General features: G+C 69.4%; 15 protein-coding genes. 12 read left to right on the plus strand and 3 right to left on the minus strand.

What is annotated here, in order from left to right:
* Positions 1-40: 40 nt before the first annotated feature.
* The 11 genes from HDC31_RS00365 (at position 41) to msrA (ending at position 13238) form a co-directional block, all read left to right on the plus strand.
* Complete coding sequence (locus HDC31_RS00365) at positions 41-1639, plus strand: ABC transporter substrate-binding protein (RefSeq protein ID WP_052748768.1); 1599 nt, start codon at positions 41-43, stop codon at positions 1637-1639.
* A gap of 90 nt (positions 1640-1729) precedes the next feature.
* Complete coding sequence (locus HDC31_RS00370) at positions 1730-2686, plus strand: ABC transporter permease (protein WP_058631986.1); 957 nt, start codon at positions 1730-1732, stop codon at positions 2684-2686.
* Between the two features lies 1 nt (position 2687).
* Entirely contained in the window at positions 2688-4739 is a 2052-nt protein-coding gene (locus HDC31_RS00375; RefSeq protein ID WP_113680634.1) for a dipeptide/oligopeptide/nickel ABC transporter permease/ATP-binding protein, read from the plus strand.
* Positions 4736-5536, plus strand: a complete 801-nt coding sequence (locus HDC31_RS00380; RefSeq protein WP_046748582.1) for an ABC transporter ATP-binding protein — start codon at positions 4736-4738, stop codon at positions 5534-5536. The genes HDC31_RS00375 and HDC31_RS00380 overlap by 4 nt, the downstream gene beginning before the upstream one ends.
* 16 nt (positions 5537-5552) lie before the next feature.
* Positions 5553-6500: a dihydrodipicolinate synthase family protein gene (locus HDC31_RS00385; RefSeq protein ID WP_113680633.1), complete on the plus strand. Its 948-nt coding sequence runs from the start codon at positions 5553-5555 to the stop codon at positions 6498-6500.
* On the plus strand, positions 6500-7435 hold the full coding sequence (locus HDC31_RS00390) for an ROK family protein (protein ID WP_061015848.1): 936 nt from the start codon (positions 6500-6502) through the stop codon (positions 7433-7435). Before HDC31_RS00385 ends, HDC31_RS00390 begins: the two co-directional genes overlap by 1 nt.
* Positions 7432-8118: an N-acetylmannosamine-6-phosphate 2-epimerase gene (locus HDC31_RS00395; RefSeq protein ID WP_113681729.1), complete on the plus strand. Its 687-nt coding sequence runs from the start codon at positions 7432-7434 to the stop codon at positions 8116-8118. Before HDC31_RS00390 ends, HDC31_RS00395 begins: the two co-directional genes overlap by 4 nt.
* Positions 8115-9044, plus strand: coding sequence for a DUF4862 family protein (locus tag HDC31_RS00400; RefSeq protein ID WP_179515705.1), 930 nt, complete (start codon positions 8115-8117; stop codon positions 9042-9044). Before HDC31_RS00395 ends, HDC31_RS00400 begins: the two co-directional genes overlap by 4 nt.
* A 69-nt stretch (positions 9045-9113) precedes the next feature.
* Positions 9114-12068, plus strand: a complete 2955-nt coding sequence (locus HDC31_RS00405; RefSeq protein ID WP_179515706.1) for an exo-alpha-sialidase — start codon at positions 9114-9116, stop codon at positions 12066-12068.
* Positions 12069-12207: 139 nt separating this feature from the next.
* Entirely contained in the window at positions 12208-12696 is a 489-nt protein-coding gene (msrB, locus tag HDC31_RS00410; protein ID WP_113680086.1) for a peptide-methionine (R)-S-oxide reductase MsrB, read from the plus strand.
* The gene (msrA, locus tag HDC31_RS00415) at positions 12693-13238 is read left to right on the plus strand and encodes a peptide-methionine (S)-S-oxide reductase MsrA (protein ID WP_058632294.1); all 546 of its coding nucleotides are present in this window, start codon (positions 12693-12695) and stop codon (positions 13236-13238) included. Before msrB ends, msrA begins: the two co-directional genes overlap by 4 nt.
* 84 nt (positions 13239-13322) lie before the next feature.
* Here msrA and HDC31_RS00420 read toward each other — a convergent pair whose 3' ends face one another.
* The 3 genes from HDC31_RS00420 to HDC31_RS00430 all read right to left on the minus strand — a co-directional run bounded on the left by HDC31_RS00420 (position 13323) and on the right by HDC31_RS00430 (position 16236).
* Positions 13323-14138 (minus strand): alpha/beta fold hydrolase, encoded by an 816-nt coding sequence (locus HDC31_RS00420; protein ID WP_174799745.1) that lies wholly within the window; start codon positions 14136-14138, stop codon positions 13323-13325.
* A 156-nt stretch (positions 14139-14294) separates the two neighbouring features.
* Entirely contained in the window at positions 14295-15746 is a 1452-nt protein-coding gene (locus tag HDC31_RS00425) for a catalase (RefSeq protein ID WP_113680087.1), read from the minus strand.
* A gap of 67 nt (positions 15747-15813) precedes the next feature.
* Positions 15814-16236, minus strand: a complete 423-nt coding sequence (locus HDC31_RS00430; protein ID WP_058632292.1) for a Fur family transcriptional regulator — start codon at positions 16234-16236, stop codon at positions 15814-15816.
* A gap of 200 nt (positions 16237-16436) precedes the next feature.
* On the opposite strand from HDC31_RS00430, the gene HDC31_RS00435 reads away from it, so the two are divergent.
* Complete coding sequence (locus HDC31_RS00435) at positions 16437-19991, plus strand: GEVED domain-containing protein (protein ID WP_179515707.1); 3555 nt, start codon at positions 16437-16439, stop codon at positions 19989-19991.
* Positions 19992-20013: the final 22 nt, after the last annotated feature.

Genomic DNA, 20013 nt, shown 5'->3' on the forward strand with positions numbered 1-20013 from the left:
GATGTCCTCAAGATGTTCCCCCCACCACCCTGGAGCACACATGAACCGACACTTCACCCGCCGTCGCGCGGGTCGATTCGCGATGGCGGTCGCCGGCACAGTCGCCGCATCCGTCGCCCTCGCGGGCTGCGGCGCCGGCACCACCGCCACCCCCGACGAGAGCGCGGCCGCGAGCGAGATCGACCCGGACGCCATCATCGAGGCGGGGATCTCGTACACGCTGAACGGCAGCTTCGACCCGATGGTCGCCTCCGGCGCCGTCACGGTCTCGGCGAACTGGCACGTCTTCGAAGGTCTCGTCGACCTCGACCCGGTCACCCAGAAGCCGGCCCCTGCGCTCGCCGCCGACCTCCCGACGAAGATCGACGACACGACCTACGAGATCGACATCCGCGAAGGCGCGACCTTCCAGAACGGCGACCCGGTCACGGCGGACGACGTCGTCTTCAGCTACGACCGCGTGCTCGACCCGGACAACAACTCGCTCTTCCTGTCGTTCGTCGACTTCATCGACACCGTCACCGCGGTCGACGAAGACACCGTGCGCATCACGACGGACTACCCCTTCTCGCTGATCAACGACCGCCTCGGCGTCGTCAAGATCGTCCCGAAGGCGGTCGTCGAGGCCGATCCCGAGGACTTCGCCGCCAACCCGGTCGGCTCCGGCCCGTACTCGCTGGTCTCCGCGGTCCCCGAGGACAAGCTCGTCTTCGAGCGCTACGACGACTACAACGGCCCGCGCCCCGCGCTCGCCGCCGGCATGAACTGGAACCTGCTCGCCGACGCCTCGGCCCGCGTCACCGCGATGTCCACCGGCACCGTGCAGGCGATCGAAGACGTGCCGTACATCGACGTCGACACCCTCGCCTCGTCGGCCGACGTCGAGAGCGTGCAGTCGTTCGGCCTGCTGTTCATGATGTTCAACACCAAGGCGGCGCCGTTCGACGACGTGCGCGTACGGCAGGCACTGCACTACGCCCTCGACATGGACAAGATCATCGGCACGGGCATGCTCGGCAACGCCACGCCTGCGACCTCGTTCCTGCCCGAGACGTACCCGAACTACCACGAGGCCTCGACGGTCTACACCTACGACCCCGAGAAGGCGAAGGAGCTGCTGGCGGACGCCGGCGTCTCCGACCTGTCGATCACGCTGCTGACGACCGACACCGGATGGGTCAAGGAGGTCGCCCCGCTGATCAAGGAGTCGCTCGACGCGATCGGCATCGACACCACGCTCGACATCGGACAGTCCGCGTCGATGTACGAGAAGGTCGACTCCGGCGACTACACGGTGGCCGTCGCCCCCGGTGACCCCTCGGTCTTCGGCGTCGACCCCGACCTGCTCATGAACTGGTGGTACGGCGAGAACGTCTGGACCCAGACCCGCACCAACTGGGCTGACTCTCCCGAGTACGCCGAGCTGCGCACGCTCCTCGACACCGCCGTCCAGCAGGAAGGCGACGAGCAGCAGAAGACCTGGGACCAGGCGTTCGACCTGCTCTCCGATCAGGCCGTGCTCTACCCGCTGTTCCACCGCAAGCTGCCGACCGCCTGGAGCAGCCAGGAGCTCGTCGGGTTCCAGCCCGTCCCCACCACCGGACTGTCGTTCCTCGACGTCGGCGTGGCCGCGAAGTAGCACCCGCACAGAAGCAGCACCCGAACAGGGGGCGCGCTCACCCGACGAGCGCGCCCCCTGCACCTCCCTCACCCTCGGAAGGAGCGGCACGTGTCCCACACGCTCCGCCTCATCGGCCGGCGACTGCTGCAGTTGCCGCTGATGATCCTCGGCATCACGTTCCTCGTGTTCTTCGTGATGTCGTTCTCGCCCGTCGACCCGGCCCGCACGGCGCTCGGCGAGACGGCGTCGCCCGCAGCCCTCGAGGCCTACCGCGAGGACCACGGCCTCAACCTCCCCCTGCTCGTCCGTTACGTGAACTTCCTGTTCGGACTCGTGCAGGGCGACCTCGGCACCTACTCCGCGCGCAGCCTTCCCGTGATCGATGAGGTCGCCCGTGCCTTCCCGGTCACCCTGGCGCTCACCTTCCTCGGGCTCATCATCGCCGTGATCGTGGCCTTCGTGATCGGCGTCCTCGCCGCCGTCTACCGCGACCGCTGGCCCGACCAGGTGATCCGCGTCTTCGGCGTCGCGGCGCTCTCCACCCCGTCGTTCTGGCTCGCCATCCTGCTCATCCAGGTCTTCACCCTCGGCCTCGGACTGCTCCCCGCCTCCGGCCCGCTCCCCGACTTCTGGGCCGATCCCTCCGGTTGGCTCGCCCGCATGACCCTCCCTGCGATCGCGCTCGCGGTGCCGGTGATCGGTCAGCTGTCGCGCGTCGTGCGCACCTCGATGGTCGAGGAGCTCGACCGCGACTACGTGCGCACCGCCCTCGGCGCCGGCATCCCGCGGGTGATCGTCGTCGGCCGCAACGTGCTGCGCAACGCCCTCATCACCCCCGTCACGGTGCTGGGGCTGCGCATCGGCTACCTGCTCGGCGGCGCCGTGGTGATCGAGATCATCTTCGCCATCCCGGGGATGGGAACCCTCATCCTCAACGGCGTCACCAACAACGAACCCAACCTCGTGCAGGGAGTGACGCTCGCGGTGGCGCTCGCCTTCGTCGTGATCAACATCATCGTCGACCTCCTGTACGTGCTCATCAATCCTCGAATCCGGGCGGTGTGACATGCGACGCAAACTCACGGAACGGCTTTCCGTCCCGGGCCTCCGCTGGGGCCGCCTGTCCCTCGGGTCGATCATCTGCATCGCCGTGCTGGCGATCATCGCCCTGGCCGCGATCTTCGCGCCTCTCATCGCGCCGTTCGACCCGCTGGCCTCCGGGACTCCCGTGCAGCCGCCGGGAGCGGAGCACTGGTTCGGCACCGACCGTCAGGGCCGCGACATCTTCTCGCGCCTCGTCTACGGCGCCCGCTACTCGCTCGTGATCGGTATCGGGGCGACCCTCGTCGCCCTGGTCGCCGCTTGCGTGCTCGGCACGATCGCCGCCACCGCCCCGAAGTGGATCTCCGAGACCCTCATGCGCGTCATGGACGTCGTGATGTCGTTCCCCGGCATCGCGCTCGCCGCGGTGTTCGTGGCGGTGTTCGGCAAGTCGCTGCCCGTGCTGGTGCTGACCATCGCGTTCCTCTACGTGCCGCAGCTCACCCGCATCGTCCGTGCAAACATCCTCGACCAGTACGGGGAGGACTACGTCTCGGCCGTGCGTGTGATGGGAGCGGGCACCCCGCGCATCATCGTGCGACACGTGGCGCGCAACGCGATGGCGCCGGTCCTCGTCTTCGCGACCGTGCTCGTCGCCGACGCGATCGTGTTCGAGGCCTCGCTGTCGTTCCTGCAGGCCGGCGTGCCCGATCCCGAGCCGTCGTGGGGCAACGTCATCGCCGCGGGCCGCAACCTGCTCATGAGCGGAGCGTGGTGGGCGACCTTCTTCCCCGGCATCCTCATCATGATCACGGTGCTGTGCCTCAACATCCTCTCCGAGGGGATGACCGACGCCATGGTGTCGCCGCGGGCGCGCACGATCACGGCCGACGCCGCGAACACCGAGGAGTCCACGCACGAGCTCGAGGTCGCAGCGATCCCGGACGACACGCACGTGATCCCCACCGTCGACACCGCGGTGAACCTCTCCGTGCCGAGCGGCGTCCCCGACACCCTGGTGCCGCGCGCGGAAGTCGTCCCCCTCGCGGAACGACTCGCCGAGCTGCGACGGCGTGAACTCACCCGCACGGATCGCCTCGAGTACACGGGCGACGACAAGCCGCTGCTCGAGGTGCAGGACCTGTGCATCTCGTTCCCCCGGCACGGCGACGTCGACGTGGTCGACCACGTCAGCTTCACGGTGCGCCCCGGCGAGACCATGTCGCTGGTGGGGGAGTCCGGATGCGGCAAGTCCATCACCTCGCTCGCGATCATGGGTCTGCTCGACCCGAAGGCCGACATCCGCGGACGCATCCTGTTCGACGGGAAAGACCTGCTGCAGATGGCCCCGAAGGAACGCAACGCGCTGCGCGGACACGACATCGCGATGATCTATCAGGACGCGCTGAGCTCACTCAACCCGGCGATGCTCATTCGCTCGCAGATGAAGCAGCTCACCTCGCGCGGCGGCACCCGCACCGCCGAGGAGCTGCTGACGCTCGTCGGTCTCGATCCGAAGCGCACACTCTCCTCGTATCCGCACGAGCTCTCGGGAGGGCAGCGGCAGCGCGTGCTCATCGCGATGGCGCTGACCCGGGATCCGCGGCTGGTGATCGCCGACGAGCCGACCACCGCGCTCGATGTCACGGTGCAAGCCCAGGTCGTGGAGCTGCTCATGCGGCTGCAGCGGGAGCTCGGCTTCGCGCTCCTGTTCGTCTCGCACGATCTCGCCCTGGTGGCCGAGCTCACCCACCGGATCACGGTGATGTACGCGGGCCAGGTCGTGGAGCAGGGCACCACCCGCGAGGTGCTCACGCAGCCCGTGCACGAGTACACGCAGGGCCTCCTGGGCGCTGTGCTCTCGATCGAGGCCGGCTCCGACCGCCTGCATCAGGTCTCGGGAGTCGTGCCCTCACCGCGCGACTTCCCGGCGGGCGACCGCTTCGCCCCGCGGTCCAGCGACCCCTCGCGGTATGCCGGCACCACCCCGGTGCGCCGACACATCGAGGGGACGGAGCACTACTACTCCGCGCATCCGGACGATGCGCCCGTCGAGGCGATCGGAGCAGGACGATGAGCGAATCCGTCATCGAGCTGAAGGACGTGCACGTCCGCTACAAGACCCGTGCGTCCTCACTCTTCCGTCCCGAGTACGTCGATGCGCTCGCGGGCGTCTCGCTCACGGTGAAGCGCGGGCAGACCCTCGGCATCGTCGGCGAGTCCGGATCGGGCAAGTCCACCTCGGCCAAGGTGCTGATCGGCCTCGAGAAGCCCACGAGCGGGCAGGTCGTGTTCGGCGGCGAGCCGGTGCGATCGTTCACGCCCGCCGTGCGCAAGCGGCTCGGGCGCATCCTGTCCGTCGTCTTCCAGGACCCGGCGACCGCGCTGAACGCCCGGATGACGGTGCGCGATGCGCTCCTCGATCCGCTGCAGGTGCACCGCCTCGGCAGCGCGGCGACCCGGAGTCGCAAGGTGCGCGACCTGGTGGGTCTCGTCGGGCTGCCGCCCTCGGCCCTGGACGCGCTGCCCAGCCAGCTCTCCGGGGGGCAGCGCCAACGTGTCGCCATCGCCAGGGCGCTCGTGCTCGACCCGCAGGTGATCGTCGCCGACGAGCCCACCTCGGCGCTCGACGTCTCGGTGCGGGCGCAGATCCTGAACCTGCTGACCGACCTGAAGGAGCAGCTCGGCCTCGGCATGGTCTTCATCTCCCACGACATCCAGACCGTCCGCTACCTCTCCGACGAGATCGCCGTGATGAACAAGGGGCGGGTCGTCGAGTTCGGCGACGCGGCCCGTGTGTTCGACGCTCCCTCCGACGACTACACCAGAACGCTGCTGGGCGCTGCGCCCTCGCTGCTCGAATCCCACCACTGAAACGACCGGAACACACATGTCTGCTGCCCCCTCCGCCCCCGTCTTCGCGGGCGTCGTCCCGCCCGTCGCCACCCCGTTGCTCGAGGACGGCTCGATCGACCACGCCTCGCTCTCCCGTCTCGTCGACCGTCTCGTCGACGAAGGTGTCTCCGGACTCTTCGCCCTCGGCTCCACGGGCGAGACCGCGTACTTCACCGACGACCAGCGCGTGGAGCTGCTCCGCACGATCGTCGCGGCGAATGCCGGCCGGGTGCCGATCATCGCCGGCGCGATCGAGCTCACGGCTCCCCGCATCATCGAGACCGCCCGCCGTCTGGTCGACGCCGGCGCGCAGGCGATCGTCACGACGGCTCCGCTGTACACGCTGAACTCCGCCGCCGAGGTCGCCGACCACTTCCGCACCATCGCCGCGGCCATCGACGCCCCGCTGTGGGCCTACGACGTCCCGGTCCGCGTGCACTCCAAGCTCGGCATCGATCTGCTCGTGCAGCTCGGCAGCGAGGGCGTGATCCAGGGCGTGAAGGACTCCTCGGGCGACGATGTCTCGTTCCGGCGTCTGATCGCGGCGAACCGGGCGGCGGGGAGTCCGCTGCAGCTGCTCACCGGTCACGAGGTCGTCGTCGACGCCATGGCGCTCGCGGGTGCCGACGGCGTGGTCCCCGGACTCGCGAATGTGGAGGCCGCGGGATACGTGCGGCTGTGGGAGGCGGCCAAGAGCGGCGACTGGGTGATCGCCCGGGCCGAACAGGAACGCATCAACCGTCTGTTCGACATCGTGTTCCAGCCGCAGGGGCTGTCGGGGGATGCGACCGGTGTCGGCGCGTTCAAGGCCGCCATGCACGCCCGCGGCATCATCGATCACGCCACCATGGCTCGCACCGTGCAGGCGCTCGACGACGATGCGGTCTCCAGGATCCGCGACATCCTCGACGAGCTGCACCTGCTCCCTGTCGCCGTCGCCTGATGGGCGAGGTCGTCCTCGCCGTCGACATCGGCGGCACCAAGACGGCCGCAGCGCTCGCCGACCGCCACGACACGCTGCTGCGCACCGAGGTGGCCACGACTCCCGCCGCGGAGGGGCCGACGGCCGTCGTGGCCACCGTCGTCGCCCTCGCCGAGCGGCTGCTCTCCGGCACCGGGCTGCGCCTGTCGGGAGTCGGCATCGGCGCCGCCGGGGTCGTCGATGCTGGGAGCGGGACGATCGTCTCGGCCACCGACACCTTCGCGGACTGGCCGGGCACCCCTCTTGCCGCCCTCGTGCGCGCCGGGCTGGGGGCGCACCTGATCACGGATGCTCCCGTGCGGGTGCAGAACGACGTCGATGCGCACGCGGCGGGGGAGTACCGGCACGGGGCGGCGGCCGGGGCGGCGAGTGCGCTCATCGTCGCGGTCGGCACCGGTGTCGGCGCCGGACTGATCCTGGGCGACGATGCCGTGCGCGGAGCGCATCACGTCGCGGGGGAGATCGCGCACCTCCCGGTGCCGGGAGCCGCACACCTGCGCTGCCCCTGCGGCAGACCCGGACACCTCGAGGCGATCGGCTCCGGCATCGGCATGCACCGGCACTTCCTCTCGCTCGGAGGAGACCCCGGGATCACCGATGCCCGGGGGATCGCGGCGGAATCCGTTGCCGGTGACCCCATCGCCCGCCGCGCCATCGGCGAGTCAGCCGCAGCGGTCGGACGCGCCATCGCGGGAGCGGCCACGATCCTCGATCCCGAGCGCATCGTGGTCACCGGCGGCGTGCCGAACATCGGTGAGGACTGGTGGCGCCCGATGCGCGACGCCTTCCACGCCGAGGCGATCGATGCGCTGCAGAGCACGCCCATCCTGCCGGGTACTCTCGGCGACGACGCCCCGCTGCGGGGAGCTGCGGCATCCGTCTGGAGGAACCCATGAGACTCGCCGACCACCTCGAGCAGCTGCGTGGCGGCCTGATCGTCTCGTGCCAGGCCTACCCCGGTGAGGCGATGCGCGACCCGCGGACGATGGCCCAGGTGGCCGCGGCTGCCCTCGTCGGGGGTGCCGCGGGCATCCGGGTGCAGGGAATCGGCGACATCCGTGCGACGGCCCACCTCCCCGTGCCCGTCGTGGGTCTGTGGAAGGACGGCGATCGCGACGTGTTCATCACTCCGACGCTCGACCATGCCAGGGCCGTCGCCGACGCGGGAGCCGACATCATCGCGGTCGACGGCACCCGTCGCGATCGTCCGGACGGGTTGACTCTCGGGGAGACGATCCAGGGTCTTCGCACGCACACCGACGCCCTGATCATGGCCGATTGCGGTTCGCTCGACGATGCGCTCGCCGCAGAAGAGGCGGGCGCCGACATCCTCGGCACCACCCTGTCCGGCTACACGGGCGAGCGCCCGAAGACCACCGGCCCCGATCTCGAGCTCATCGAGCTGATGGCGGCCCGCTGCCGTCGTCCGATCGTCGCCGAGGGGCGCATCCACACGCCGGCGCAGGCCGCGGACGCGATCGCCACTGGTGCCTTCGCCGTCTGTGTCGGCACCGCCATCACGCATCCCTCGACGATCACGACGTGGTTCGCCGATGCGGTCGCGCGAGCCCGCGCATGACTGCGCCCGTCCTCGTCAGCGCCTATCCAGCCTCTCCGGCGCACGCGCGCTGGGACCCGGAGCTCGAAGGGGAGCTGCTGCCCGCGCTGTGTGCGCTTCCCGGGGTCGCCGGGCTCGAAGTGCCGTGGATGGGAGGCATCCACCCGCACGACGAGGCCTGGTTCCTCGCGAACGTGCCCGCCGTGCCGCTCGCCGTGACGCCGATCCCCTTCGTGATGGGGCGCCTGGGGAGCGACTCGCGATATGGTCTGGCGTCGACCGATGAAACGGGTCGCGCGGCAGCCGTCGACGACCTGCGCCGCGTCGCCGCCGACATCGCGCGCATCGACCGCGAGAGCGGCGCGACCGTGGCCGTGGTGACCCTGCACACCGCCCCGCGGGTGGCGGGAGCCGTGGAACCGTTCGTGCGTTCGCTGCAGGAAGCCGCCGCCCTCGACTGGTCGGCAGCGCGCCTGGTCGTCGAGCACTGCGATGCGTCGGTGCCAGGGCAGATCCCGGAGAAGGGTTTCCTCTCCCTCGACGACGAGATCGCCGCGATCCGGTCAGCGGGAGCGCCGGTCGGGCTCTGGCTCAACTGGGGTCGCTCGGCGATCGAGCTGCGCGATGCGGACGCCGTGACCGCGCAGATCGCCGCAGCCGCAGCCTCCGGGTTCCTCGTCGGCCTCGCCTTCTCCGGCGCTGCGGCCGTGCAGACTCCGTACGGTCCTCCGTGGGTGGATGCGCATCTGCCGATCGCCTCGACGCATCCGGAATCGGCCTCGCTCCTCGATGATGCACACGTCGCTGCGGCACTCGCGGCAGCGGGCGACGTCGCCTGGCTGGGGCTGAAGACGGCCCGACGCCCTGACGACGCCAGTGCCCGGGACGCCCTGCGCACCGTCGCGCGGAACCTCGAGGTGCTGCGCCGACCCTTGTTCGACGTCTGACCTCTCGCTAGAGTGACTTGAAATCAGACATCAGACGTCTGATTTCCGCACGAACAGAAAGGTCTGTCCATGCACGTTCCTCTCCCGCCCGCCTCTCGGAATGGCCGTGGCCGCCGTCGCCCGCTGCTGCGATACGGCACTATCGCGGCGCTCGTCCTCGCCCTCACCCTCCCCGCCACCGCAGCTTCGGCGGCCCCCGCCCCCGGGTACCTGACCGATCCGAACGCCGATCCGGGCGACTACCTCGAGCTGAACATCGGTGCCGACCGTACCGCCGCGAACTACTTCTACCGCATCCCCGCGCTCGCCCACCTCGGCGACGGCGTGGTCCTCGCGTCGTGGGATGCCCGACCGGGGAACGCGGCCGACGCCCCCAACCCGAACTCGATCATCCAGCGCCGTTCGACCGACAACGGTCGCACCTGGGGCCCGCTGCAGATCATCGCGGCAGGGAAGACCGGAAGCGGCCAGTACGGCTACTCCGACCCGAGCTACGTCGTCGACCGGGAGAGCGGCCGCGTCTTCGCGTTCTTCGTGCACTCCAAGGACCAGGGATTCCAGGGGAGCGCCTACGGAGACGACGACGCGAACCGGCAGGTCATGGGCGCCGCGGTGATCCACTCGGACGACGGCGGTGCGACATGGAGCGCCCCGCGGCTGATCACCGACGTCGCCAAGACCTCGAACGGCACCACCAGCGCAGGCGTGTACACGCCCGTGGCGGGGGACGTGAAGGGCACGTTCGCGACGTCGGGCGAGGGCATCCAACTGCGTTACGGCGCCCACGCGGGCCGACTCATCCAGCAGTACGCCGGCACGGTGCGGCAGTCGAACGGATCGACGGCGATCCAGGCGTACTCGGTGTACTCCGACGACGGCGGTGTCACCTGGGAGCGCGGCGAGTATGTCGGCACCGGCATGGACGAGAACAAGGTCGTCGAGATCTCCGACGGCCGCGTCATGCTCAACTCGCGCGACAGCTCCAACGGCCGTCTGCGCAAGGTGGCGATCTCGACGGACGGCGGCCACAGCTACGGGCCGGTCACCCGTGACCCCGAGCTGCCCGACCCCACGAACAACGCCTCGATCACGCGCCTGCACCCGGACGCCCCTGCGGCCAGCGTCGACGCGAGGAAACTGGTCTTCACGAACGCCAACAACGGCGCCGACGGCAACCGCGTGAACGGGGCGGTGCGGCTCTCGTGCGACGACGGCGAGACCTGGCCGGGCCTGCGCACGCTCGAGACCGGCACGTTCGCCTACTCCAGCGCCACGGCGATCGACGACGGCAGGGTGGGGGTGCTGTGGGAGGCCGGATACACGAACACCATGCAGTTCTCCTCGTTCGACGAGGCGTGGATGAACGCGGTGTGCGCCCCGCTGTCGGTGCCGCAGACCGCTCTCACCCCCGGTGCGGCCACCACGGTTCCGGTCACCGTCACGAACCAGGAATCGACAGCGCTCAGCGGTGCCGTCACCTTCCACACTCCGACCGGCTGGACGGCGACCACGGCGCAGGTCACCGGCCTCGCACCGGGCGCGAGCGCCACCGTGAACGTGCAGGTCACCGCACCGCAGGGAGCCGCGGGCGCCCAGCGTCTGCAGGCCGCCTTCACCGCGGCCGACGGACGGCTGAGCCAGACGACCGCGACGCTCACGCTGCCGCAGTCGTCGGTGCTCGGCGCGACGCTCACAGCGACCAACACGTCGGCGGCGCGGAACGTCGTGACGAATCCGTACACCGTCGGCGAGCAGCTGAGCTTCCAGGTGCGGGTCGTGAGCACGGCGGGCATGAACACGGTCGTGACCCCGGCGGCGAACACCTTCACCACCGGCTTCGCCCCCACCGCGTGCCGGTGGCTGAACCTGCCGGCGTACGACGCCTACAACTGCAGCACCCCGCGGCGTACGCTCACGCAGGCCGACATCGACCGCGGCTGGTACACGCCGGAGTTCAGCTTCACCGTCGCGCCGGTCGACGGCTCGGCCCCCGCTGTCACCGTGACCCACGCGGCCGCGCCCGTGGTGCTGCGCGACGGCGTGCTCGCGGCGACGATCACGGGAGCGCGGGCGGATGCCGGGCGAGACCTGGCGGCGACCCCCTACGCGGTGGGTGAACAGGTGCCCTACGGCTTCCGGGTCGACAACCGCAGTCCGGTCACGGTCTCGGTGGTTCCCGCATCCGGTGACTTCTCGCCCTTCCTCCCGCCGGGGGCAGGAAACTGTCGGTATCGGGACCTGCCGGTCGGCGCGGGGTACGACTGCGGGACCGCGCGCCACACGGTGACCCAGGCCGACATCGACCGCGGCTTCTTCGTCGCCGACACGACGTGGACGGTCGAGGCGGCAGGGCAGTCGACGAAACGCATCGCCGTGGCGGGTGGCGAGGTCGATGTGATCGCGCGCACCCCCGGGGTGTCCGGCGCAGCAGTGGGTGAGTGGGCGGACGGGAACGGGAACGGCGTGGCCGATGCCTCCGACACCGTGACGTGGACCCGCACCGTCGAGAACATCGGCAACGTCGCGCTCGATGCCGTGACCGCTGCCGGAGCGGACGTGGGGGTGCTCGCCCCCGGTGAGAGGACGACCCTCGATCCGATCGTCGTCCGGCTCACGACCGACGACATCGCGCGCGGGTCGATCGATTCGGCCCCCTTCGATGCGGCGGCGGTGAACGGGGCGCTCGAGGTCTCCGCTTCGATCGACGCCTCGCCGCTCGTGCTTCCCATCGCCGCCGCATGGAGCACCGGGACCGTGTATGCCGAGGGGCAGCTCGTCTCGCTCGACGGGCGCCTGTGGCAGGCGTCGTGGTGGACGCGCGACCAGCGCCCAGGCGACCCCGTCGGTCCGTGGCAGGAGCTCCTATCCGACGCGGAGGGAGCGACCGTGTGGACGGCCACCCGCGTCTTCACCGCCGGCGATGCTGTCGTGCACGACGGCATGCGTTTCGAGGCGAAGTGGTGGACGCGCAACCAGCAGCCGGAAGCTGCGACGACCGGCGGCCCGTGGCGGACGCTCGACTGACGCTCCTCCGCAGAGGGGGCAGCCGACGAGCGTCCTGAAAACTCACAGCCCGTTCCCAGGGCTGCGGGACCAAATCGGGCCGCTCGTCGGTTCTTCTCTGAGACGGCGCAGCCAGCGATGTCGGAGAAGGAGCCAGATCATGTCGAACGACTACGGCAAGACCCCCGAGGCCGTCAGCGGCCTCACCCACCTGCAGTACGAGGTGACGCAGCAGGACGCCACAGAGCCGCCGTTCCGCAACGCCTACTGGAACAACCACGACGACGGCATCTACGTCGATGTCGTGTCCGGCGAGCCCCTGTTCTCGTCGACCGACAAGTTCGACAGCGGTACCGGCTGGCCGAGCTTCACGAAGCCCATCGACGCCGACGCGGTGACCACGCGCACCGACCGGTCGCTGTGGATGAAGCGCACCGAGGCCCGTTCCGCCGGTGCGGACAGCCATCTCGGACACGTCTTCGACGACGGACCCCGCGCCGAGGGCGGTCTGCGCTACTGCATGAACTCCGCGGCCCTTCGCTTCATCCCGGCGGACAGCCTGGAGGAAGAGGGGTACGGTCGCTACAGCGTCCTCTTCGCACGCCCCACCACCACCGACACCCCCGACACCGCTGAGGAGCAGTCATGACCGACGACGGAAACATCACCCGCACCCCTGGAACCGAGACGGCCGTGCTCGCCGGCGGCTGTTTCTGGGGCATGGAAGACCTGATCCGCCGTCAGCCCGGCGTGCTCGACACCCGCGTCGGCTACACCGGCGGCTCGAACGACCACGCGACCTATCGCAACCACCCCGGCCATGCCGAGGCGGTCGAGATCGTGTTCGACCCGACGAAGACGACGTACCGCGACATCCTCGCGTTCTTCTTCCAGATCCATGACCCGTCGACCAAGGACCGTCAGGGCAACGACATCGGATCGAGCTATCGTTCCGCGATCTTCCCGCTCACACCGGAGCAGGAGACGGTCGCGCGCGACACGATCGCCGACGTCGACGCGTCCGGTCTCTGGCCCGCGAAGGCCGTCACCACGATCGAGCCGGCCGGTCCCTTCTGGCAGGCCGAGGAGGAGCACCAGGACTACCTGATCAAGTACCCGAACGGCTACACCTGCCACTTCCCGCGTGCGGGATGGGTGCTGCCGAAGCGCGACGAGGCCGCCGCCGTCTGAGCGCATCCCGACGTGTGGCCCGGTCGCCTGTCGACCGGGTCACACGTGTGTCGGATGGGTCTCTGCGGGCGAGGACTCTGCGGGCTAGGACTCGGCGGGCTGGGACTCTGCGAGGAACGCCACGGCCGCTTCCTTGAAGTCGCGGGAACCGGGGGCATTGAAGTGGTTCCGGTTCGGGATCTCGAAGAACCGACCGTCGGGGGCGGCCGCGGCCAGAGCCCGCGAGCCCTCGATGATCGCGTCCTTCGACCCGGTGGCGAAGAGGATCGGTCGAGTCGGCGCATCCGAGGGATCGGGGTCGATCATGCCCGATGCCCGCATGCCCTCGGCGAGTGCGACGAGCGCCTGCAGGTCGTTGCCGGGCACCCGCTCGGTCAGCGCGATGTAGTTCTGTGTCGTCCGGTCGGCCACCGGCGTGCCATCGGCGATGTAGGCCCGCACCTGATCGAGGTCGAGCCGCGCGAGAGGGATGCCGTCCGGCACGCCTCCGAGCACCGCCCGTCCGATGCGATGCGGCAGCTCGCGGACGACCTCCCAGCCCACCCGCGCGCCGAGGGAGTACCCGACGTAGAACGCGTCGTCGACGAGGTACGTGTCCATCACGGTCTCGACGTCGGTGACCAGGGTGCGGATGCGATAGCCGTCGGGGTCGTGCGGCTTCTCGCTGAGGCCGTGCCCCCGCTGGTCGAGCGCCAGCACCCGATAGCCCGCACGCGTGAGCTCACGCACCCAGCCCGTGAGCACCCAGTTGTCGCGCGCGTTCGATGCGAAGCCGTGCACGATGACCACGACCGGGGCGTCGAGCTCACCCCAGGTGTAGGTCGCCAGCCGGGTGCCGTCGGCGGCGTACACGTGTTGGGGTGCGGGCATGCTGGTCAGGTCGGAGAGAGGGACGGCCACCTCTCCATCTTGGCCCTGTTCGCGGACGCGGGGCTCAGACGCCTTCGCGGGTCTGGGCGATGGGGCGGGCATCACCGGGCCACGGGGCACTGCGAGAAACGGCCCCCGGGGACCGAAGTCCCCGGGGGCCGTTTCTCGTTCCGGCGATCGCGAGGATCAGACCCGATCGCGCAGGGCGGCACCGAGCTCGGCGTCGACGTTCGTCCAGTACTGGAAGAAGCGCTCGCGGATGGCGTCGACCGTGATCGAACGCCCCTGACCGGTCAGGGTCTCCAGGAAGCGCGCGCGCTGCTCACCGTCGAACACGTCGCGGTAGAGCGTGCCCGGCTGGCCGAAGTCGTCGTCCTCGGCGTGCAGGGTCGCGGCGGAGCGCTGGATCTCGCCGTCGGCTTCCCAGTTCACCTCGATGCCCTTCGACGGGTCGGCCTCCGGTCCGCCTGCCGCTCCGTAGGAGTTCGGCTGGTAGGTGCGGTGCGCGGCATCGTTGAACTGGTAGCGCATCGAGCCCTCGTGCTGGTAGTTGCGCGCCTCGCTCGCGTGCGGCTGGTTCACCGGCAGCTGGTTGTAGTTCGGGCCGATGCGGTGACGCTGGGCATCCGGGTAGGCGAAGATGCGCCCCATCAGCATCTTGTCCGGGGAGATGCCGGTGCCGGGCACCTGGTTCGATGGCGAGAAGGCGGCCTGCTCGATCTGCGCGAAGAAGTTCTCCGGGTTGCGGTTCAGGGTCAGGGTGCCGACCTTGATGCGCGGGTAGTCCTTCTTGGAGATGGTCTTGGTGAGGTCGAACGGGTTGAACCGGTAGTCCTTGGCCTCGTCGTACGGCATGATCTGCACGTAGAGGTCCCACTTCGGGAACTCGCCGTCGGCGATCGAGCGGAACAGGTCGCGACGGTAGTGGTCGGCGTCCGACCCGGCGAGCTGCTCGGCCTCTTCGTTGCTCATCGCCTCGACGCCCTGCTGCGAGATGAAGTGGTACTTCACCCAGAAGACCTCGCCCGCGGCGTTGATCCACGAGTAGGTGTGCGAGCCGTAGCCGTTCATGTGGCGCCAGCTGAGGGGGAGACCGCGGTCTCCCATGAGATACGTGACCTGGTGGGCGCTCTCCGGCGACAGGGTCCAGAAGTCCCACTGCATGTCGGGGTCGCGCAGGCCCGAGTCGGCCAGTCGCTTCTGCGAGTGGATGAAGTCCGGAAACTTGATCGCGTCGCGCAGGAAGAACGTCGGAGTGTTGTTGCCGACGATGTCGAGGTTGCCCTCCTCGGAGTACATGCGGAGCGAGAAGCCGCGCACATCGCGCCAGGTGTCGGGCGAACCCTGCTCGCCGGCGACCGAGGAGAAGCGGATCAGGGTCTCGCTCGTCGCTCCCGGCTGGAAGACGGCTGCCCGCGTGTAGGCGGACACGTCTTCGGTGACGACGAACTCGCCGAACGCGCCGCCTCCCTTCGCGTGCGGGTTGCGCTCCGGCACCCGCTCGCGGTTGAAGGCCGCGATCTTCTCGACCAGGTAGTGGTCGTGCAGGACGGTGGGGCCGTCGGCACCGACGGTGAGCGAATGCGTGTCGCTCGCGATCGGGGCTCCGGCCTGCGTGGTGGTGGCAGGTTTCGTCATGGTGTTCTCCTTCTCCGCGTGGGCGCGACGATCACCCCCATCCGGGGACGGGCGATCGGCGGCCCTGCTACTGCGCGGCGTTCTGGCAACTGGGGCACAGGCCCCAGAAGGTGACTTCGGCTGTCTGGACGGTGAATCCCCCCGTCGAGGACGGGGTGAGACACGGAGCTTCACCGACGACGCAGTCCACATCGCCGATCGCACCGCAGGAGGTGCAGACGACGTGGTGGTGGTTGTCATCGATGCGCCGCTCGTAGAGCGCTGCGGAACCTGCCGGTTCGATCCGGCGGATGAGACCCGCCGTCGTCAGGTCCGCGAGGATGTTGTGCACCGACTGGATCGACGTGGTCGGCAGCACTTCGGACACGGCGCGGTAGACCCGCTCCGCATCCGTATGGGCCATGGAGTCGAGAGCCTCGAGAACGGCGACGCGGCCCGCGGTCGCCCGAAGCCCAGCGCCGCGAAGCGCCGAGTCGAGTTCTGTCTCCATCCCCCGAGGCTACCTTGTTTTTTGAATAACTCAAAAGAAAGAATTCCGGCATGCCGCGTCCGGCTGCGGGGAGAACCGGAGATCTAACCCAGGTGAGGTCCCCAAAAAGACCTGGGATTCCGGCGAGCCCTCCGTTACTCTGGGCAAAATCACAGCTTGGGCGGCGTGGTGGTCGCGCGAGCGAAGCCGAGGGAGCCTCGATGCCGTCTCAGACCAGCCAGCCCGGTGTCCTGTCCTCTGCGCGAGAAAAGCAGCGCAGATCGTTTCTGGCTCGTCTTCGTGTCTCCCGTGCGCGTCGCAAGCCTTTCGCCGTCGTCGCACTGCTGACTCTCGTGCTGGCAGGGCTCGTCGTCCCTGCGACGACGGCGAGCGCCGCCCCCGGTGACGCCGCACAGCTGTACCTGGGCCCGTCCTACGAGGGCCCGATCGTCGGATCGGACAAAGACCTGACCGCGCCGACCGAGTGTCCGTCGAACTCCGTCCTCACCGGGGTGCAGACCGAGAACCGTCAGCAGACCTCTCCGGTCAGCCCCAATGCGAACTCGATCCTGGTGCGCTTCGCTCTTCAGTGCTCGACGATCACGGTGAGCAATGCCGGCGTCGTCACGGGCACCGTGAACCCCACCTGGATCAACGGACCGGTCTACGACCAGAGCCGTGGAAACCTGCAGACCGGCACCTGCCCGGCCAACACGTTCGTGCACCGCATCACGGGCACGACCTATGTCGGCGACAACGGGGCCCGCTGGCCGTCGTCGGTGCAGATCACCTGCCGACCGATGATCCTCACTGGGGCCGGGGAGCTCCGCGTCGACCTCGCCGCCACCCCGACGGTCCTGACCATCGGGCAGGACTTCAACACCAACGGCGGACTCCAGACACCGACCCCGCGTTGCGGCCCCGGAGACACGACCGGCACCAGCGACATCCTGGTCCGCGGCTACCGCGCGCAGAGCGGCGGGGAGGGCATCGACGGGTTCAACCCCTCGTGCGCCACGGTCCCCGACGACTTCGGCGACGCGCCAGCCAGCTACGGTTCCGTCTCCCATGAGCTGAACGCCGCGACCTACCTCGGCTGGTCGGCCGATGCCGAGACCGCGATGCAGTACAGCGCGAACGCCACCGGCGACAACCAGGTGGGCGGCACGGCCCCGAACCAGTTCATCAACGACGAGAACGGCGTCTCCACGTTCGGCCCCATCACGGCAGGCATCACCGGCAGCTACTCGGTCTCGGTGCTGGTCGCGAACAAGGCGCCCGGCACGACCGCCACTCTCGTCGGCTGGGTCGACTTCAACCGGAACGGCGTCTTCGACGCGAACGAAGGGGTCTCGGCGCCCGTGCCGGCGGGAACCCCGGACGGCTCGTCCGTGACGCTCACCTGGCCGGGGATCATCTCCCAGACGGTCGCGGGCCCCACTTTCGCCCGGTTCCGGATCGCCAACGGCACCGGCTTGACCACGTCTACGCCCACGGGTACCGGAGGCCCCGGTGAGGTGGAGGACTATGCCCTCACCATCGCTGCGGCGAACCCCGGAATCTCGCTGTTCAAGTCCGCGTCGCCGTCCGGTCCGGATGACTTCACGGTCGGACAGGTCATCGACTACACGTTCGTGGTCACGAACACGGGCGATGTGCCCCTCACCGACATCAGCGTCGACGAGACCGCCTTCACCGGCTCCGGCACTATGTCGACCCCGGTCTGCCCGACGACGCCTCTGGCGCCTGGGGCACAGGCGACCTGTACTGCGAGCTATACGCTCACACAGGCCGACATCGACAGCGGTTCCCTCTCCAACACCGCGACCGCGACGGGCGTCCCGCCGGGCATCCTCGTGCCCCCGGTCTCCCCACCCTCGACCGTGAACGTGCCGGCGACATCCACGGCCGCGCTCACCCTCGTGAAGAGCGCTGACACCGCAGAGATCACCGCAGCGGGGCAGGCCATCGCCTACTCGTTCCATGTGACCAACTCCGGCAACGTGACGCTCACGAACGTCACCGTGGATGAGACGGCGTTCTCCGGCACCGGAACGCCCCCGGTGATCACCTGCCCGGCGGGAGCCGCCTCGATGATCCCTGGCGCGCAGATCACGTGCACGGCGACCTATACGACGACCGTCGCCGACTACAACTCCGACTCCCTCGACAACACGGCCACCGCGACCGGCACCCCGCCCTCGGGCACGCCGCCGGTGTCGCCGCCGTCGAGCGTCGAGATCCCCGTCGCCTCGGCACCGGGGCTGACCGTGGCGAAGACGGCCGATCGCACGCAGCTCACGGCGGCGGGCGAGACGATCAACTATTCGTTCCTGGTGACGAACACCGGCAACGTCACGCTCACGGGCGTGACGGTGAACGAGACGGCGTTCTCCGGGACGGGGACGCCTCCGGTGGTCACGTGTCCCGCCGGCGCGGCGTCGCTCGCGGCAGGGGCGACCGTGACCTGCACGGCGTCGTACGTCGTGACACAGGCCGACATCGACTCGGGCGGCGTGACGAACACGGCGACGACCACCGGTACCCCGCCCACGGGTGAGCCTCCGGTGTCTCCGCCGTCGACCGTCGTCGTCCCCCCTAACCCCGTGCCCGGCATCAGCGTCGTCAAGTCGGCGAGCCCGAACACCCCTGACGCCTATCAGGTGGGACAGGAGATCACCTACTCGTTCGTCGTGACCAACACCGGCAACGTCACTCTCACCAACGTGACCGTGAACGACGAGGACTTCTCCGGTTCGGGAACGCTTTCTCCGATCCAATGCCCGGCAGGCGCGGCTTCCCTCGCTCCGAGCGTTCAGATCGTCTGCACCGCCACGTACGTGCTGACCCAGGCGGATGTGAATGCGGGGCAGGTCACGAACAGCGCGACCGCGACAGGGGTTCCGCCCGGTGGTCTCGTTCCTCCGGTCTCGCCGCCTTCTGAGACCGAAGTCCCCATCGTCCCGGCTCCTGCGATCAGCATCGTGAAGTCGGCGACTCCTGCGACGATGACGGCCGTGGGCCAGACGCTCGCGTACTCGTTCGTGGTGACCAACACCGGAAACGTCACCCTCACCGACGTGACGGTCGACGAGACGGCGTTCTCCGGCTCCGGTTCACTGTCCGCGATCGTGTGCCCGGCGGAGGCTGCGAGCATGCTGCCCGGTCAGATCGTCACGTGCACGGCGGAGTATCAGACGACGCAGGCCGACGTGGACTCGGGTCTCCTGACGAACACCGCCATCGCCACGGGCACCCCGCCGTCGGGGCAGCCACCGGTCTCGCCGCCTTCGACGGTCGAGGTCCCGTTCGACGGGACCAACTCGCTCGCCCTCGAGAAGCGAGCGAACCCGGTCGACGTCAACGGCAACGGTGTCATAGACCCCGGCGACCGTATCGAGTGGACGATCATCGTCACGAACACCGGCGCGCAGACCATCGACGACATCGTCGTCAGCGACCCCACGGCTGGTCCGGTCACCTGTCCCGCCACGAGCCTCGGTTCGGGAGCGCAGATGACCTGCACGGTGCCTCCACACACCGTCACCACCGCCGACGTCGGTCGCGGCCAGGTGCGCAACGTCGCCACCGCGACGGGTGTCCCGCCCGGCGGCGGAACGATCGTGCCGCCGCCGTCGGAGACGACCACGCGGGTGTTCCCGCCGCCGCCGCCCACGCTGGCGGTCACGGGAGGCACCCTCTCGGCCGCTCTCATGGTCGGGGGACTGATGCTCTTCCTCGGGGCCGCTCTCCTGCGACGTCGGCGCACGACGTGACGTCGGCTCGTCGGTGCGGACG

Source organism: Microbacterium sp. JAI119, from assembly GCF_013410135.1.
Taxonomy (GTDB): Bacteria; Actinomycetota; Actinomycetes; order Actinomycetales; family Microbacteriaceae; genus Microbacterium; species Microbacterium oxydans.

What these genes read in the sequence shown, in the direction of transcription:
- msrB (WP_113680086.1), top strand. Translation starts at nt 12,208, where the DNA reads ATGTCGAACGACTACGGCAAGACCCCCGAGGCCGTCAGCGGCCTCACC.
- HDC31_RS00435 (WP_179515707.1), top strand. Translation starts at nt 16,437, where the DNA reads ATGCCGTCTCAGACCAGCCAGCCCGGTGTCCTGTCCTCTGCGCGAGAA.
- HDC31_RS00385 (WP_113680633.1), top strand. Translation starts at nt 5,553, where the DNA reads ATGTCTGCTGCCCCCTCCGCCCCCGTCTTCGCGGGCGTCGTCCCGCCC.
- HDC31_RS00365 (WP_052748768.1), top strand. Translation starts at nt 41, where the DNA reads ATGAACCGACACTTCACCCGCCGTCGCGCGGGTCGATTCGCGATGGCG.
- HDC31_RS00400 (WP_179515705.1), top strand. Translation starts at nt 8,115, where the DNA reads ATGACTGCGCCCGTCCTCGTCAGCGCCTATCCAGCCTCTCCGGCGCAC.
- HDC31_RS00430 (WP_058632292.1), bottom strand. Translation starts at nt 16,236, where the DNA reads ATGGAGACAGAACTCGACTCGGCGCTTCGCGGCGCTGGGCTTCGGGCG.
- HDC31_RS00425 (WP_113680087.1), bottom strand. Translation starts at nt 15,746, where the DNA reads ATGACGAAACCTGCCACCACCACGCAGGCCGGAGCCCCGATCGCGAGC.
- HDC31_RS00405 (WP_179515706.1), top strand. Translation starts at nt 9,114, where the DNA reads ATGCACGTTCCTCTCCCGCCCGCCTCTCGGAATGGCCGTGGCCGCCGT.
- HDC31_RS00380 (WP_046748582.1), top strand. Translation starts at nt 4,736, where the DNA reads ATGAGCGAATCCGTCATCGAGCTGAAGGACGTGCACGTCCGCTACAAG.
- HDC31_RS00375 (WP_113680634.1), top strand. Translation starts at nt 2,688, where the DNA reads ATGCGACGCAAACTCACGGAACGGCTTTCCGTCCCGGGCCTCCGCTGG.
- msrA (WP_058632294.1), top strand. Translation starts at nt 12,693, where the DNA reads ATGACCGACGACGGAAACATCACCCGCACCCCTGGAACCGAGACGGCC.
- HDC31_RS00395 (WP_113681729.1), top strand. Translation starts at nt 7,432, where the DNA reads ATGAGACTCGCCGACCACCTCGAGCAGCTGCGTGGCGGCCTGATCGTC.
- HDC31_RS00390 (WP_061015848.1), top strand. Translation starts at nt 6,500, where the DNA reads ATGGGCGAGGTCGTCCTCGCCGTCGACATCGGCGGCACCAAGACGGCC.